The sequence below is a fragment of the Arthrobacter sp. ERGS1:01 genome, from assembly GCF_001281315.1.
GTDB lineage: Bacteria > Actinomycetota > Actinomycetes > Actinomycetales > Micrococcaceae > Specibacter.
Map to the genome: position 1 here is coordinate 2,829,703 of NZ_CP012479.1, position 15,261 is coordinate 2,844,963.

The 15,261-nt window shown below is 66.0% G+C and carries 12 protein-coding genes and 1 tRNA gene; 4 read left to right on the top strand and 9 right to left on the bottom strand.

Annotation, left to right across the window (positions count from 1 at the left end):
- Positions 1–2: 2 nt before the first annotated feature.
- The gene (locus tag AL755_RS16740; protein WP_054011973.1) at positions 3–1,226 is read right to left on the bottom strand and encodes an acetyl-CoA C-acetyltransferase; all 1,224 of its coding nucleotides are present in this window, start codon (positions 1,224–1,226) and stop codon (positions 3–5) included.
- 166 nt (positions 1,227–1,392) lie between these two features.
- Here AL755_RS16740 and AL755_RS16745 point away from each other — a divergent pair, with 166 nt between their 5' ends.
- Complete coding sequence (locus AL755_RS16745; RefSeq protein ID WP_054011974.1) at positions 1,393–2,250, top strand: enoyl-CoA hydratase-related protein; 858 nt, start codon at positions 1,393–1,395, stop codon at positions 2,248–2,250.
- Entirely contained in the window at positions 2,247–2,897 is a 651-nt protein-coding gene (locus AL755_RS16750) for a TetR/AcrR family transcriptional regulator (RefSeq protein WP_054011975.1), read from the top strand. The genes AL755_RS16745 and AL755_RS16750 overlap by 4 nt, the downstream gene beginning before the upstream one ends.
- 68 nt (positions 2,898–2,965) lie before the next feature.
- Here the strand turns inward: AL755_RS16750 and AL755_RS16755 are convergent, their stop codons facing one another.
- On the bottom strand, positions 2,966–3,820 hold the full coding sequence (locus AL755_RS16755) for an SDR family oxidoreductase (protein WP_054013138.1): 855 nt from the start codon (positions 3,818–3,820) through the stop codon (positions 2,966–2,968).
- Positions 3,821–4,013: 193 nt separating this feature from the next.
- On the opposite strand from AL755_RS16755, the gene AL755_RS16760 reads away from it, so the two are divergent.
- Positions 4,014–5,132: an AI-2E family transporter gene (locus AL755_RS16760; RefSeq protein WP_054011976.1), complete on the top strand. Its 1,119-nt coding sequence runs from the start codon at positions 4,014–4,016 to the stop codon at positions 5,130–5,132.
- 267 nt (positions 5,133–5,399) lie between these two features.
- Here the strand turns inward: AL755_RS16760 and cls are convergent, their stop codons facing one another.
- The 6 genes from cls to AL755_RS16790 all read right to left on the bottom strand — a co-directional run bounded on the left by cls (position 5,400) and on the right by AL755_RS16790 (position 12,635).
- Entirely contained in the window at positions 5,400–6,866 is a 1,467-nt protein-coding gene (gene cls, locus AL755_RS16765) for a cardiolipin synthase (RefSeq protein ID WP_107503941.1), read from the bottom strand.
- 123 nt (positions 6,867–6,989) lie between these two features.
- Positions 6,990–7,367, bottom strand: coding sequence for an SHOCT domain-containing protein (locus tag AL755_RS16770; protein WP_107503875.1), 378 nt, complete (start codon positions 7,365–7,367; stop codon positions 6,990–6,992).
- 508 nt (positions 7,368–7,875) lie between these two features.
- Positions 7,876–7,952, bottom strand: a tRNA-Met gene (locus tag AL755_RS16775).
- Positions 7,953–7,961: 9 nt separating this feature from the next.
- Positions 7,962–8,306, bottom strand: coding sequence for a hypothetical protein (locus AL755_RS24145; RefSeq protein ID WP_237762520.1), 345 nt, complete (start codon positions 8,304–8,306; stop codon positions 7,962–7,964).
- 66 nt (positions 8,307–8,372) lie between these two features.
- Entirely contained in the window at positions 8,373–11,354 is a 2,982-nt protein-coding gene (locus tag AL755_RS16785; protein ID WP_237762521.1) for a UPF0182 family membrane protein, read from the bottom strand.
- A gap of 186 nt (positions 11,355–11,540) precedes the next feature.
- The gene (locus AL755_RS16790; protein ID WP_054011980.1) at positions 11,541–12,635 is read right to left on the bottom strand and encodes a YlbL family protein; all 1,095 of its coding nucleotides are present in this window, start codon (positions 12,633–12,635) and stop codon (positions 11,541–11,543) included.
- 242 nt (positions 12,636–12,877) lie between these two features.
- On the opposite strand from AL755_RS16790, the gene AL755_RS16795 reads away from it, so the two are divergent.
- Positions 12,878–14,302 (top strand): zinc-dependent metalloprotease, encoded by a 1,425-nt coding sequence (locus AL755_RS16795; protein WP_054013140.1) that lies wholly within the window; start codon positions 12,878–12,880, stop codon positions 14,300–14,302.
- 123 nt (positions 14,303–14,425) lie between these two features.
- Here the strand turns inward: AL755_RS16795 and AL755_RS16800 are convergent, their stop codons facing one another.
- Positions 14,426–15,178: a M48 metallopeptidase family protein gene (locus AL755_RS16800; protein ID WP_082369373.1), complete on the bottom strand. Its 753-nt coding sequence runs from the start codon at positions 15,176–15,178 to the stop codon at positions 14,426–14,428.
- Positions 15,179–15,261: the final 83 nt, after the last annotated feature.

A 15,261-nucleotide genomic window follows, 5' to 3' on the forward strand; every position in this document is an offset into this window, starting at 1 on the left:
GCTCAAAACCTCTCAATCAACGTGGCCACGCCCATGCCGCCGCCAATGCACAAGGTCACGACGGCCCGGCGGGCGTTGCGGCGTTCCAACTCATCGATCGTGGCGCCCAGGATCATGGCCCCCGTGGCGCCCAGCGGATGGCCCATGGCAATGGCGCCGCCGTTCACGTTCAGTTTTTCCTCCGGGATCCCCAGGTCCTTTTGGTACTTCAGGACGACGGCGGCAAACGCCTCGTTGATCTCGAACAGGTCGATGTCGTCCACCCCCAGGCCGGCCTGCTTGAGCAGTTTATGGGTGGCCGGGGTGGGGCCGGTGAGCATGATGGTGGGGTCGGCGCCGGAGGTGGCCGTGGCCACGATCCGGGCGCGCGGCGCCAGGCCCAGCCGCCCGCCCATCTCCTCGCTGCCCACCAAGACCAGGGCCGCGCCGTCGACGATCCCCGACGAGTTCGCGGCCGTGTGGACGTGGTTGATGCGCTCCGTGCCGTGGAACTTTTGCAGGGCGACGGCGTCGAATCCGCCGGCCTCCCCCATGCCGGCGAAGGACGGCTTGAGCGCGGCGAGCGATTCCGGCGTGGACCCGGGGCGCATGTGTTCGTCGCGGTCCAGCACCACCAGGCCGTTTTGGTCCCGGACGGGGATCACGGAGTTGGCGAAGCGGCCCTCCGCCCAGGCGCGGGCGGCGAGTTGCTGCGAGCGCACGGCGTAGGCGTCCACGTCCGCGCGGCTGAAGCCTTCGGTGGTGGCGATGAGGTCCGCGCCAATGCCCTGCGGCACGAAGTAGCTGTCGTAGTTGGTGGCCGGGTCCATGGCCCAGGCACCGCCGTCGGAGCCGATGGGCACGCGGGACATGGATTCCACGCCGCCGGCGATGATGAGCCGGTCCCAGCCGGAGCGCACCTTTTGGGCCGCCGTGTTGACGGCTTCCAGGCCGGAGGCGCAGAACCTGTTCAGTTGCATGCCGCCCACCGTGTTGGGCAGTCCGGCGGCCAGGACGGCGGTGCGGGCAATCACGGCGCCCTGGTCACCCACGGGGGACACGACGCCCAGGATGAGGTCGTCGATGAGGTCCTCATCCAGCCCCGGGTGGCGGTCCCGCAGCGCGTTGATCAGGCCCACCACCAGGTCGATGGGTTTGGTGCCGTGCAGAGCGCCGTTCCTGCCCCGGCCCCGCGGGGTCCTGATGGCGTCATAGACAAATGCGTCGGTGGGTGCTGGTGAGCTCACGGGAGCTGCGTCCTTTCAGTGGCGTCCATGGCTGTGCGGGCCATCCTCGCGGACTTCGTCGTCGCTCCACCTCGCGGAAAAGAGACTTGTTGACATACCGCCAATAGTTCAGAACTATTGACACCATGTCAATAGTCCGCCGGAGTTTCCCCCGAGAGCACCAGCTGTGAGCACGCCCGACTACACGGCCATCACCTACGCGGTCGTCGACGGCATCGCCACGGTCTCCCTCAACCGGCCCGAGGCCCGCAACGGTTACACGTTCACGATGGCCGACGAGGCGGAGCACGCCTTGAAGGCGGCCGACGCCGACCCCGGGGTGCGCGCGGTGGTGCTGACCGGCGTCGGCCGTGACTTCTCCGTGGGTGCCGACCTCAGCGGCGGCAGCTTTGACCTGCTGGGCGCCTGGGACGGGGACGGCGACTGGCAGGAGCCGGCCGGGCGCTGCTCCAAGACCATCTACGGCATGGACAAACCCGTCATTGCCGCGCTGCGCGGGGTGGCCGTGGGCGGCGGGCTGACCATTACGCTGTCCTGCGACTTCCGCCTGGCCTCCACCGATTCGCGTTTCTCGCTCCCGTTCAGCCGCCGCGGGATCTTCCCCGAGGGCGCCTCGGTGTGGTACCTGCCGCGCCTGGTGGGGATGACCCGGGCGGCCGACTGGATGCTCACCGGGCGGCTCTTCGACGCGGCCGAGGCCCTGGAATCCGGGCTCGTCACCTCCGTCCATGAACCCGGGGACGTGCTGGAGGCCGCGTACGCCCTGGCCCGGGACATCATCGCCAACACCTCCGCCGTCTCCACCGCCGTCATCAAGCAGATGCTCAACCGGCTCAGCGGGCTCGACTCCCCTTTTCCCGTGCACGCCGTCGACTCCCGGCTGATCGCCGGGCTGGGGACGAACGACGACGCCGTGGAGGGCGTGGCGTCCTTCCTGGCGAAACGGCCGCCGCACTTCCCGCTGACGCTACCGGCGGACATCCCGCAATGGCTGCCCTGGGTGGCCGGGGACACCGGGCGATGACGGCGCCCAGTGTCGGCGTCGGCGTCGGCGTCGGCGTCGGCACCACGGAACCGCGCCGGCAGCGGCTGAGCCCGGACGCACGGCGGGAGCAAATCTTTGCCTGCGCCCAGACCCTGTTTGCGGCAAGGGCCTATGAGGATGTCTCGGCCACCGACATTGCGGCGGCGGCCGGCGTGGCGCGCGGGCTAGTCAACCACTACTTCGGCAACAAGCGCGCCCTCTACCTGGAGGTCATCAAGGTCAATTCGACGGTGTCGGAGCTGGCCATGGCCACCCTGCCCGCCGGCACGCCCCGGGAACGGATCGACGCGGCCGTCACCTGGTTCCTGGACTCGCTGGAGCAGACCGGTACCAGCTGGCTGGCGCTGGCATCCGGCGGCCTGGACCGGGACCCGGACCTGGAGAGGATCCTCATTGGCGCCGAAAACGACTCGATCGAGATGCTCATCGAGGCCTGCGGGCTGTCCGGGAACGCCGAACACCACGAACAAATCCGCGCCTTGTTCCGCGTCTATGTGCAGCTGGCCCGCAGCGGCGCCCGGGAGTGGCTGCTGCGCAAGACGCTCACCCGGCCCCAGGTTCACGCTTTGCTGGCCAGCACGCTCCTGGTCATCGTCAGCGACGCCATCCCGGCCGTCACCGGCTGATCCCCCGGCCCTGGGGTCCGCGGCTGTCCCGCGGGTCCAGGGTTCCCGAGGGTCAGGGTTCCGGCGGGTCAGCCATCCAGGAACAGGTCCGGCATCAGCCCTGCCGTCGGGTCCACGGCATAGCCTTCGAAATCCGTGATGCCGCGGGCGCGCAGCAGTTCCTCGTCAATGAGGCACTGCCCGCTCATCTCCCGGCTGCCGGTGGTGAGGATCGCGTGGGCGGCGTCGGCCATAATGGCGGGCTTGCGTGAGCGGCGCATCATGGCCTCCCCGCCCAGGACGTTGGCGACGGCGGCGGTGGCGATGGTGGTCCGCGGCCACAGGGTGTTGGAGGCCACGCCCTGTGCGGCAAACTCGGCGGCGAATCCAAGGGCGCACAGCGTCATGCCGTATTTGGCCAGCGTGTAGCCCGGGTGGGCGCCGAGCCAGTGGGGCGCAAGGTTCAGCGGCGGGCTCAGCGTGAGAATGTGCGGGTTGGCCGCCTTGACCAGGTGCGGAAGCGCGGCCCGGCTCAGCATGAACGTGCCGCGGACATTGACGTCCGCCATGAGGTCAAAGCGTTTGGGGCTGAGGTCAAGCGTCCCCTCCAGGGCGAGGACGCTTGCGTTGTTGAGGACGACGTCGATCCCGCCAAAGGTGCCCACGGCCGCTTCCACGGCGCGGGCGATGGTGACGTCGTCACGGATGTCGCCCACCACGGGCAGAGCCCGCCCGCCGGCGTCCTCGATGGCCGCGGCGGCCGTGTGGATGGTGCCCTCCAGGCGGGGGTTCGGGGTGTCGGTTTTGGCGATGAGCACAATGTTGGCGCCGTCGACGGCCGCCCGCAGCGCAATGGCCAGGCCGATCCCGCGTGAACCGCCGGACATGACGATGGTTTTGCCGGCCAGGCCGGGTAGTGGCGTTTCGGACAACGCTGCGTTCATGGGTCCTCCCCTGTTGTTGGCAGTGTAGTTGTTGGCAGTGTAGGCCATTGCCCTTCCACTGCCGCCGGCCACGGAATGTCCTTTTGGTAAAGGCGCAGAAATCACCACCAGCCACCGGTATTCACGGGTGCCGGATAAGATATTTCCAATGCCACTGGGGCATGGAGAATGGCAGCACCGAAACGGGCACCTCATGAGCGAAACAAGCGGGAACATTCCTGCCAAACCCGGGGACCATTCCTCCGGCTCCAAGATCCTGATTGCCTTGGCCGCTGCCGTCATAGTCCTCTTCGGCTTGGGCCGCATTTCCTCCATTGTGGGGCCGGTATTTCTTGCCCTTATTTTGACCATTTGCGTTTATCCGCTCAAACAACGCCTGATAGCCCGCGGCACCCCCGCCGGATTGGCCACGGTGGCATCCATTTTGAGCGTCTACGCCATGGTCGGCGCCCTCATTGCGGCACTGTGGGTTTCCGCCGTGCAATTCACCAGGCTGCTGCCGCAGTTTGCCCCGCAAATCTCGGCGATGCGGGATAGTTTGCGTATTTTCCTCCATGACGACCTTGGCATCGGCGATGACCAGGTGCGCGCCGTCGTCTCCTCGATCGACCCGCGGGTGCTGCTCAACGCCGCCGCCAACCTGCTTGGCAGTGCCATGAACGTTGGTTCCGGCACGATCTTCCTGCTGTTGCTCGTGATGTTCATGAGCATCGACGCGGTCTACTTCCCGACCATCCTGGCGGCGTTGAAGAAGAAACGGGCCCCCATGGTGGAGGCGCTGGCACACTTTGCCGCCTTGTCACGCTCCTTCATGGTCATGACCACCGTCTTTGGCGCCATCGTGGCGTTGCTGAACCTGATCCTGCTGCTGGTGCTCGGGGTGCCGGGCGCCGGCCTGTGGGCCATGCTGGCGTTTGTGTGCGGCTTCATCCCGTTCATCGGTTTCTGGATCAGCCTGGTGCCGGCCGCCATCATGGCCCTGCTGGCCGGCGGGCTGCCGTCCTTCATTGCCGTCGTGGCGTTCTACGGCGTGATCAATTCACTGATCCAATCCGTCATCCAGCCCAAGTTCGTGGCCGGCTCGGTCAACTTGAACATGACGTTGACGTTCCTCTCGGTCATCTTCTGGTCGGCGTTGCTGGGGCCGCTGGGCGCGCTCTTGGCCGTGCCGCTGACCCTTTTTGCCCGGGCCATCCTGGTCGACTCCCACCCGCAGTCCGCGTGGCTGAAACCGCTCCTCGGGGATGTCTCCGCTGCCAAGGCACTGCTGAAGGAGCAAAAGGCGGCCGCGAAGGCAAAGAAGGCGCCCTAACCCCTACCGACGCCGTATCACCTTTGGCGCCATTCCTACCGACGCCGTATCACCTTTGGCGCCATTCCTACCGACGCCGTATCACTTTTGGCACCAAAACAGCCAACACGGTATCACTTTTGGTGGACGCACCGGGCACGGCCAGCGGCGGTGATATCGCGTTCCCAAAAGGACTGCCAAGGTGATACCGCGTCGCGTAGTTCCGAACCAAAAGTGATACCGCGTCGCCGAAAAGGGTGCCAAAAGTGATACGGCGTAGGGGGCGGGCTACTGGAGGTTGGAGGTCAGGCGCGCGGCGCTGTCCCAGAACTTTTCCCACACGGGCCGCTTGACCCAGTCCGCCAGCTCCAATTCACGGCTGTTGGCCCGGTAACCGTCCTCCACCTCGCGCAACCCCGCCACGAAGGGGGCGCTGTGGATCAGCACCGAGACCTCCATGTTCAGCGAGAACGAACGCACATCCATGTTGGACGAGCCCACCACTGCGACGTCCGAGTCGATGCTGAAATGCTTGGAGTGCAGGACCTCCGGCGCCTTGTACAGATAGATCCGCACGCCTGCACGCAGCAGCGCCTCATAGTAGGAGCGCTGCGCGTGGTAGACCATGGCCTGGTCGCCGATCTCGGAGACAAACAGCTCCACGTCGAGCCCGCGCCCGGCTGCAGTGATGATGGCCAGCAGCACCGAATCTTCCGGCACAAAGTAGGGGCTGGTGATGCTGACGCGTTCCGTGGCCTGGTGGATCATGGCGACAAACAGTTTCAAGTTGTTGTCGTTTTCAAAGCTGGGCCCGCTGGGCACCACCTGCGCGTCCACCAGGTGCGGCGCCGGGTCCAGGACCACGGGAGAGGTGTCCAACTCGAGCAGCACGTCGGTCTCGCTGAACCAGTCGGTGACGAAAACGGCGTCGAGCTCGCGGACGGCGGGACCCTCCAGGCGCATCATGAGTTCGTGCCAGCGCAGGCCGCGGGCGATGTTCTTTTTCTTGTTGTAGCTCTCGTGCACCAGGTTCTGTGAGCCGGTGAAGCCCGTCCTGCCGTCCACCACCAGGAGCTTGCGGTGGTTGCGCAGGTCGATGCGCTGCCAATGCCCCTGCCACGGCCGCAGCGGCAACATGGCGTGGTACTCGGCGCCCATGGAGGCCAGGCGAGCCAGTGTTTCCTTGCGTCCGGGGTTCATAAGCGCGGCCAGGTGGTCGCTGAGCACGCGCACCGTCACCCCGCGCCGGCAGGCCCGCTCCAGCGCGTCGAAGAACGGCTGTGTGGCGGTGTCGTGGACCAGGATGTAAAACTCCACGTGCACGTAGCGCCGGGCCGTGTCGATCTCGGCAGCCATGGCGGCGATGGAACCGTGGTAGTCCGGCAAAAGTTCGACGCCGTTGCCACCCACCATGGGCAGCGCACCCAGGTTGGTGTTCAGGGTGGCCAGGGTGGACAGCCCGCGCGGCCAGTCGTCCCGGTGGCTGAGCTGGCCCAGTCCCTCGGTGCGTTCAACGATCAAGTCATTGACGTGTCTTTGTTTGTCCCGCCGGGCCTTGGGCAGCCGGTTGAACCCCACCAGCAGGAACGCCACGAGGCCGATGTACGGGATGAAGATGATGGTGAGCATCCAGGCGATGGCGGTGGCGGGCCGTCGTCGGGCGGAGATGAAGGCCACCGCGACGGCGCCCATCACCACGTGCAGGGCCAGCAGGAGCCAGGCGAGGTGGTCGGCGTTACCCAACCAGGTGCTGATGCTCACGGAATGTCATCTCCTACGGGATTGGGCCACTACAAAGATTAGTGCACGCAAGTCGGGGCCGAACAGCAAACGGCGCAGCGGCGGTCTCCTGCGAGTCCGCCGCTGCGCCGGGATTCCTTAGGCCAGGGCCTTGGCCTTCAGCTGCTGGAACTCGGCATCGTTGATGGTGCCGGCGTCCAGCAGTGACTTGGCGGCGGCGATCTGGTCCGCCGGGCTGGGCGTGCCGGCCACGCTGCGCACGTACTCCTCGGCTTCCTTCTGGGCGTTGCTCACGGCCCGGATGTTGCGTTCGGTCATGCCATTGCCACGCACGATGATGTAGACGAGGGCCGTGATGACGGGCGCCACCAGCAGGAAAAAGACCCACAGCGCCTTATATCCGCCGGACAGGGTGGAGTCCCGGAAGATGTCCCCCACAATTTGGAACAGCAGAATTAAATATGACAGGAAAAGGCAGAAGATGATGACGGACCAAAAGGTTTCCAAGAAGTTCACGATACGTCCCAATTTTTGAATGAATTTCGACGACGAATCCGCCTGTGCGGGCCCGTCGAGTCACGCTGATGACCTGTGGCCGCCACGTATCTGGGGTCAGCGTAACAGGTGGCGGTATTCAAACCCACAGGTTCGGGTCACGTTTTACTTACGTTAGAAGGCTCCGCTTCGATCATCGATGACGGAATCACCTGGTCACTTTGTCACTGCCCGGAATCTACGCAATTCCTTCAATTCTGACAATTGCCATTTTCATATTCGGGTGGAACAAGATTCCGTTCGGGATTGCGGTCGCGGAAGTTGCCCCGGCGCTTTTGCCACCGGCATTGGTGACACTTTTCAGGGTTTGGTTCGTCGTGACCGTAAGCGGACCCCTGGCGGAGAATCCCCGGCGCCATCCGCCGCGGCCCCTCTTCCCCACCTGGCTGCTTCGCCTCAATGGCGCCCTCCGGAAACGGGCGCACAAACGAAAAACCCCCGGCCATCAGGCCGAGGGTTTTCCTCATCATGGTTGCGGGGACAGGATTTGAACCTGTGACCTCCGGGTTATGAGCCCGGCGAGCTACCGAACTGCTCCACCCCGCGTTGCGATCTCTACTTTACGCCGCCTGCAACCGGGAGCCTAATTGGCGGGGCGTGACCTTCGTCTCGCCGGGTCTCGACAGGCTCGACCACCGAATACGGCCGGGCCTCGACAGGCTCGACCACCGAATACGGCCGGGCCCCGACAGGCTCGACCACCGAATACGGCCGGGTCTCGACAGGCTCGACCACCGGATACGGCCGGGTCTCGACAGGCTCGACCACCGAATACGGCCGGGCCTCGACAGGCTCGACCACCGGATACGGCCGGGTCTCGACAGGCTCGACCACCGAATACGGCCGGGTCTCGACAGGCTCGACCACCGGATACGGCCGGGTCTCGACAGGCTCGACCACCGAATGCGGAAGGGTCCCGCCACCGTGCGGTGACCGGACCCTTCCACTAATCAATCAACCGTGCCGTCAGGGCTTGGGGCTCGGCGTGGGCGTCGCGCTCGGCTTTGCCGTGGCGCTCGGCGTGGCGGTGGCACTGGGCGTGGCACCCTCGGCCGCGATGGCGGCGTCGATGGCGGCCTTCAGCGCCTTCTGGGCCACACCGTAGGCGGCAAAGTCACCCTTGGCCAGGGCGGCAGTGCCGTTCTGCAGCGCCGTGTTGGCGTCGTTGAGGGCCTTGGCCAGGGCCGGGTTGGTGTCCCCTGCGCTGTTGCCGTTGGAGCTGCCCGCGGCGTTTGGTTCCTTGACCACGTTGGCGTCACCGGCGGCGGCGCCCGAATCACCCTGGAACAACTGGTCCAGGGCCTGGTTCAGCGTGGCCGCGTAACCGATCTTGTTGCCGAACGCGACAAGGACGCGCTGCAGGGTCGGGTACGACGTCGAACCTGTCGATTGGACGTAGACCGGCTGGACGTACAGCAGGCCGCCACCCATGGGCAGGGTGAGCAGGTTGCCGTTCTTGATGTCGGACTGGCCGAGCTTGAGCAGGTTCAACTGCTCCGAGACGGACGGATCCGATTGGAACGTGTTTTGCACCTGGCCTGGGCCGGGCACCTGCGTGTCCGGTGGCAGCTGCAGCAGTTGCAGCTTGCCGTAGTCGGGACTCTTGACGCCCTTGACGCTGCCGGCGTCGCCGTTGGCGGCCATGAAGCCGTACAGCACGTTGCGGGACTCGGTGCCGGCCACCTCCTGCGGGATGAAGTCGGTGGTGAGCGAGAACGCCGTCTTGTCCGCCCCCGGCATCTTCAGCGAGAGGTAGTACGGCGGCTGCTTGTCCTTGGCCGCGGTGGTGGGGTCATCCGGCACGCTCCACGCGTACGTGTTGTTGTAGAAGTCGCTGGGGTTGGTCACGTGGTACTGGCCCAAAAGTTCACGCTGGACCTTGAACAGGTCCTCCGGGTAGCGCACATGCGCCATCAGGTCGGCCGACATGTCCGAATACGGCTTGATCGTGGTGGGGAAGACCTTCTCCCAGGACTTCAGGATCGGATCCTGGGTGTCCCAGGCGTACAGCTGCACGGAGCCGTCGTAGGCATCCACCGTGGCCTTGACCGAGTTGCGGATGTAGTTCACGGAGGTGTTGGGCAGCGCGCCGGTCCCGTTCTGGTTCGTCAGCGAGTCCGTAGTGGCTTCCTGCAGCTGCTGCTGCTGGGAATACGGGTAGTACTGGCTGGTGGTGTAGCCGTCCACGATCCACTTGACCCGGCCGTCGACGACGGCGGGGTACGGGTTGCCGTCGATCGTCAGGTACGGCGCCACCTGGGCCACCCGCTGCTCGGGGGTGCGGTCGTAGAGGATTTGGGACTTGTCGTTGACGCCGTTGGTCAGGAGCAGGTCCGAGGACTGGAACTTCATGGCGTACATGAGCCGGTTGAACCAGTTGCCGATGCTCGGGCCGCCGTTGCCGGTGAAGGTGGTCATGGACTCGCCGGTGTCGGTGGCGGAGCTGTCGGATGCCGTGGTGCCGGTGCCCTGCGGGCGGTCAAGTTCAACGTGCGCGGCACCTTCCGGGGCGCCCACGATCGAGTAGTCGGTCAGGGACTGGCCGAAGTAGATGCGCGGCTGGTAGCTGGTGTCGGTGCCCAGGACGCCGGTGGAGGGAACGCCGGACTGCATGAACACGGGCTTGCCGTCCGCCGAAACGGTGTTGCCGTAGGCGGCGACGACGCCGTAGCCGTGCGTGTACACCAGGTGCTGGTTGTACCAGGTCTGCTGGCCAGGGTTGATGCCCTGCGGGTTCAGTTCACGCACCGCAATAACGGTGTCCTGGACCTTGCCGTCAATCGTGTACCTGTCGACATTGAGCGTCTTCGGGAACTCGTAGTACGGACGGTACTGCTGCAGCTGGGCGAACGTGGAAGAGACCAGGTTGGGGTCCAGGATGCGGATGTTCGCGGCGGTGTCGGCGTCCTTTCGCAGGGCGCCGGCGGTCGCCGTCGTCGTCGCGTTGTAAGGGGTGACCTCCATGTCGGAGAGGCCGTACGCCTGCCGGGTCATGTCGATGTTGCGGGCAATGTAGGGCGCCTCGACCGAACCCTGGGAGGGCTTGACCTGCAGGCCCTGGATGGCCCAGGGGTAGATGCCGCCGGCCACGATGGCCGTGATGACCAGCATGCCGGTGCCGATCAGCGGCAGTTTCCAGCGGCCGATGAAGGCGGCCACGATGAACAGGATGGCCACGATGATGGCGGCCACGGCCAGGATGGCCTTGGTGGGAATGACGGCGTGCACGTCCGTGAACATGGCGCCGGCACGGTAGCCGCCGTTGTTCTGCAGCGTGGTGTAGCGGTCAAGCCAGAAGTTCAGGCCCAGCAGCAGCAGGAACGCGGCTGCGAGGATGGCCATGTGGACCTGGGCATTGCGGGAGGTGAACAGGCCGCGCTCGGTCAGCCGGACCGCACCGTACAGGTAGTGGGTCAGCAGGCCGGCAATGAAGGCGATGACGGTGACGCTGATCAGCAGCCCGATCACGAATCCGAGGAACGGCAGGGTGTTGGTGTAGAAGCTGATGTCCAGGCCGAACTGGGGATCCGTCTGGCCGAACGGCACCCGGTACAGGAACAGCAGCACCTTCTCCCACTGGGCCATGGCCGCGGTGCCGGCAAACAGGCCAAACACCACAGGAATGCCGATCATCACCACGCGGCGGATCGGTTCGAGCTGGATCTGGTAGCGGTTGAGGTTCTCGTCCCGAGCACTGTCGGGGGCGTAGATGGGCCGGGCCCGGTACGCCGTGCGGATCGAGAAGTACACGCTGACGGACATGATGAGGAAGCCGGCAAGGAAGATCAGCAGCTTGGCGAGCTTTTCGCGCCAGAACACCTCCGAATAGCCAAGCTGGCTAAACCACAGCAGGTCCGTGTAGACGCCGGCGAAGATCACCAGGGCCACCACCAGTACCGCCACCACGATGATGGTTGGCAGCAGCGCGCCGCGGCGCCTGGGTCTCACGGAATTGTTCGGGGAAGGGGCTGGGCGGGATGTCACTCGTACCTCTATTTGCTGTTGCTGGTTGCGGGGATGATGCCGGCGCGGCCACGGTGGTTTCGCAGCGGCCGCGTCACTGGCGTGCTACTGCCAGTGTCCTACTGTTGCCACGAATGGCCACGGGGTGTGGTTCCGTCTGTTGCGCAATTGTTACTTACAGGTAGGCAGCGACGAGGAGTCCTTGCCCGAGCCCACGAGCTGTACGGCGTCGTAGGCTTCCTTCAGCGTAGCGACTTTAATCACCTGAAGCCCGTTTGGGACGTGCCCGACGACGTCGCTGCAGTTTGCCGACGGCGCCAGGAAGTAGTTGGCCCCGTTGTCCCGGGCGCCGATCATCTTTTGGGCGATGCCGCCGATGGCGCCAACGTTGCCGTCCGGATCGATGGTGCCGGTGCCGGCGAAGTCCTTGCCCCCGGTCAGGTTGCCGGGCGTGAGGGTGTCCATGATGCCCAGGGCGAAGATCATGCCGGCGCTGGGACCGCCAATGTTGCTCAGCGAAATGGTTACGTCAAAGGGGAAGGTGAATTTGTCCTGCAGCGAGATGCCCAGCAGGAATTTCCCGTCGGTGCCCGCCTTCGGTGTGACGGTGACGGTCTTGTTGGCGCCGGCCCGGAGCACCGACAGTTCCACCGGCTTGCCCTTGCCCGCGGCCAGTTCGGCCTGGATCATGGGCAGCCCCGTGACGGCCTTCCCGTCAAGGGTGAGCAGGACGTCGTCGGGCTTGAGGATGCCGGCGGAGGCGCCGTCGTCGGGAATGGAGGCGATGGCCAGCGCCGTCTTGAAATCAATGTTCAGGGCCTTGAACGCCGCGGCCGTCGCGTTCTCCTGGGAGCCGGTCATGGCCGCGGAATTTTCGCTGTTGACGGCGTCCTGGCTGATGCCGGGGGCGTAGATGAGCTCGGCCGGGTAGAGCGAGTTCGACGGCGAAAGCCACGCCTGCAGGGCCTGGAAAATGTTGATCTGGCTGTCCGGCAGGCCACCCGTGAGGTGAACCGTGGTCAGGTCGAGGCTGCCGGCGGTGGCCGGGAAGCTTGGATGGCCGGCCACCGTGATGACCGGCTGGTTGTTCATGGTGCCGATCGTGTTGATGGCGGGGCCCGGGGACTCGACAACGTATGGGACCGGGATGGTCAGGGCGGCAATGGCCAGCACCACGGCGATGACGCCGGAGACGGTCATCAGCGAAACGCGCCCGTCCCTGGCAACTTTTGGCGGCGCCGCCACGGGTTGGTGCTCCTGGCTCAATCTCTTACCTTTCCAAGACTCCCGGCGATGGGCGGATGCCGCGTGATCGCGAACACCACCGTTCCACCCTACTGTGTCTTGCGCCCGTCAATGCTGGGAGGTTCCGGGGAAGAAGCGCCGGTGGATGCGGCGCCGGGCGCACCCTTTGCCTAGAGCGAACAGGGCCCGTCCATGGGGCGACAATGCCCGGCAGCGGCGGTAACGTGAAGATATTCAGCATCTCCTGCAACGATCGGGTCATCATGTCTTCCACACCAGCCAACAACGACGACGACACCCCGAAGGACCCGCTGTCCGAAATGCTGGCGAACCTGATGGGCGGCCAGGGCATCGAGGGTTTTGACCCTGCGGAACTGGCCAAGGCTGCCGGGCTGCCGTCCGATCCCAACGCGCTCGCGCAGATGTTCGCCCAGGTCCAGGCCATGATGAACAACTCCTCCGACACCCCCGTGAACTGGGACATGGCGCGCGACGCCGCCCGGAAGGCCGCGGCCGGGGACGACCCGTCAGTCTCCGCCGTGCAGTCCCGCGAAGTGGACGAGGCCCTGCGCCTTGCCGAGATGTGGCTGGACCCCTTCACCGAGCTCGCCGCCACCGGCATCATTGGCCGGGCATGGTCGCGGGCCGAGTGGGTCGAGGAAACCCTGGGCACCTGGCAGCGGCTGACCGAACCGGTGGCCAACAGCATCGCCTTCGCCATCTCCGGGGCCATGAACGAACAGCTCCCCGAAGAGATGAAGTCCATGATGGGCGGCGCCGCCTCCATGATGCAAAACATTGGCGGGGCCCTGTTTGGCCTGCAGCTTGGTGCCGCCGTGGGCGCCCTGGCCAAGGAAGTGGTGGGCTCCACGGACATTGGCATCCCGCTGGCCGACCTGCAAATGGCACTGCTGCCGGCCAACGTCAAGGCCTTCGGCGAGGGCCTGGAAGTTCCCGAGCAGGAAATCCGGCTGTTCCTGGCCCTGCGCGAGGCCGCCCACGCCCGCTTGTTCGTGCAGGTCCCCTGGCTCCGCGGACACCTGCTGGGCACCATCGAGTCCTACGCCCGCGGCATCCACATCGACATGTCCCGGATCGAGGACCTGGCGCACAACCTGGACCCGGCCAATCCCGAGGCCATGCAGGCCGCCCTGTCCGAAGGCGTCTTCATGCCGGCCCGCACGCCCGAACAGGACGCCGCGCTGGCCAAGCTGGAGACGGCGCTGGCCCTCGTGGAGGGCTGGGTGGACGAGGTCACGTTCGAGGCCGCAGCAAACCTGCCCTCCGCTGCCGCCATCCGCGAAACCATCCGCCGCCGCCGCGCCACGGGCGGTCCCGCCGAGCACGCCTTCGGCTCCCTGGTGGGCCTGGAACTGCGCCCGCGCCGACTCCGCGAGGCCTCCGCGCTGTGGGCTTCTTTGAAGGAGCAGCGCGGCATTGCCGGGCGCGACGCCATCTGGGCGCACCCGGACCTGCTGCCCACCTCCGCCGACCTTGACGACGCTGCGGGCTTCGGCGCCCGTCGCGACGCCTCCGAGGCATCCGAGTCCGACGTCGACGCCGCGCTGGCCAAGCTGCTCGACGGCGGCTTCGACGACGTTCCCCCGGCCGAGGGACCCGACTCCGGCGAGGCCGGCGGTTCCGAGGAGCCGGGTACTTCCGGCGAGGGCACCGGCACGGACAAGTAAGCGCCGAGTTTTCGCACCGAGTTTTCGCACCGAGGGGGCCGTTCCGGTCATGCGCAGCTGGTGGATCGGCAGCGCATGACCGGAACGGCCCCCTCTCCTGTCCTGTTGGCTAAAACCTGCTGCCTAAGACAACTCCGCGGACCATTTCGTGCCGTCGCCCCCGGCGCTCACAGCGCCGGGGGCTCCGGGTTCGCCGGAATCGGGCTCATCCAGGTCCGATTCGTCGAGTTCGGGTTCGTCGTCGAGGTTCCCGCCCATGCCGGCAAGGTTGCGGGCCGAGGCGAACGACGCCCCCTCCAGGAATGCCTTGGCCCGTTCCTGGTGTGGATAGCCGTCGAGTTCGGCCCAAAATGCCGCGCTGTGGTTGGGGTGGATCAGGTGGGCCAGTTCGTGCAGCAGCACGTAGTCCAGCACCCATTCGGGCATGCCCTTGACGTGGTGTGAAATCCGGATCGTCTTGCGGACGCTCGTGGCCGATCCCCACCTCCCCCGCTGGTTGGTGACCCACCGCACGGACTCCGGGATGGCCCGGGAGCCCAAATACCGTGCCGAGAGGTCCAGGCACCGCCGGAGCAGGGCGTCGTCGCTCTCGGGAACGCGCCGCCGGCCACCGGATCGGGCCCGCATGTCCGCCTCCAAGCGGGCCACCATGTGCGGAATCCAGAATTGCTCATCCTCAAGGGTCAGCCGCGCGGGAACCGCAATGACGGCCCGGCCCTCCTCCCAAAAAGCCGAGACACCCGTGGTGCGGCGCCGGGTGCGGCGCACCACCACCTGTGCGCCGTTGCCGGCCTGATGCCCGGAAACGGAGTCGCCAAGCGGTCCGGGCGTGCCCTTGCCGATTGCCCTGCGTGCTGGATCCCTCTGTGCTGCCATGCTTCGACCGTACAACGCCGCACCCGGCAAAATCGACCCGGCCTCCCCCGCCTTGTGGACAACGCCGGATTGTGGATAAGTCC

What these genes read in the sequence shown, in the direction of transcription:
- AL755_RS16750 (WP_054011975.1), top strand. Translation starts at nt 2,247, where the DNA reads ATGACGGCGCCCAGTGTCGGCGTCGGCGTCGGCGTCGGCGTCGGCACC.
- AL755_RS16755 (WP_054013138.1), bottom strand. Translation starts at nt 3,820, where the DNA reads ATGAACGCAGCGTTGTCCGAAACGCCACTACCCGGCCTGGCCGGCAAA.
- AL755_RS16760 (WP_054011976.1), top strand. Translation starts at nt 4,014, where the DNA reads ATGAGCGAAACAAGCGGGAACATTCCTGCCAAACCCGGGGACCATTCC.
- AL755_RS16795 (WP_054013140.1), top strand. Translation starts at nt 12,878, where the DNA reads ATGTCTTCCACACCAGCCAACAACGACGACGACACCCCGAAGGACCCG.
- AL755_RS16800 (WP_082369373.1), bottom strand. Translation starts at nt 15,178, where the DNA reads ATGGCAGCACAGAGGGATCCAGCACGCAGGGCAATCGGCAAGGGCACG.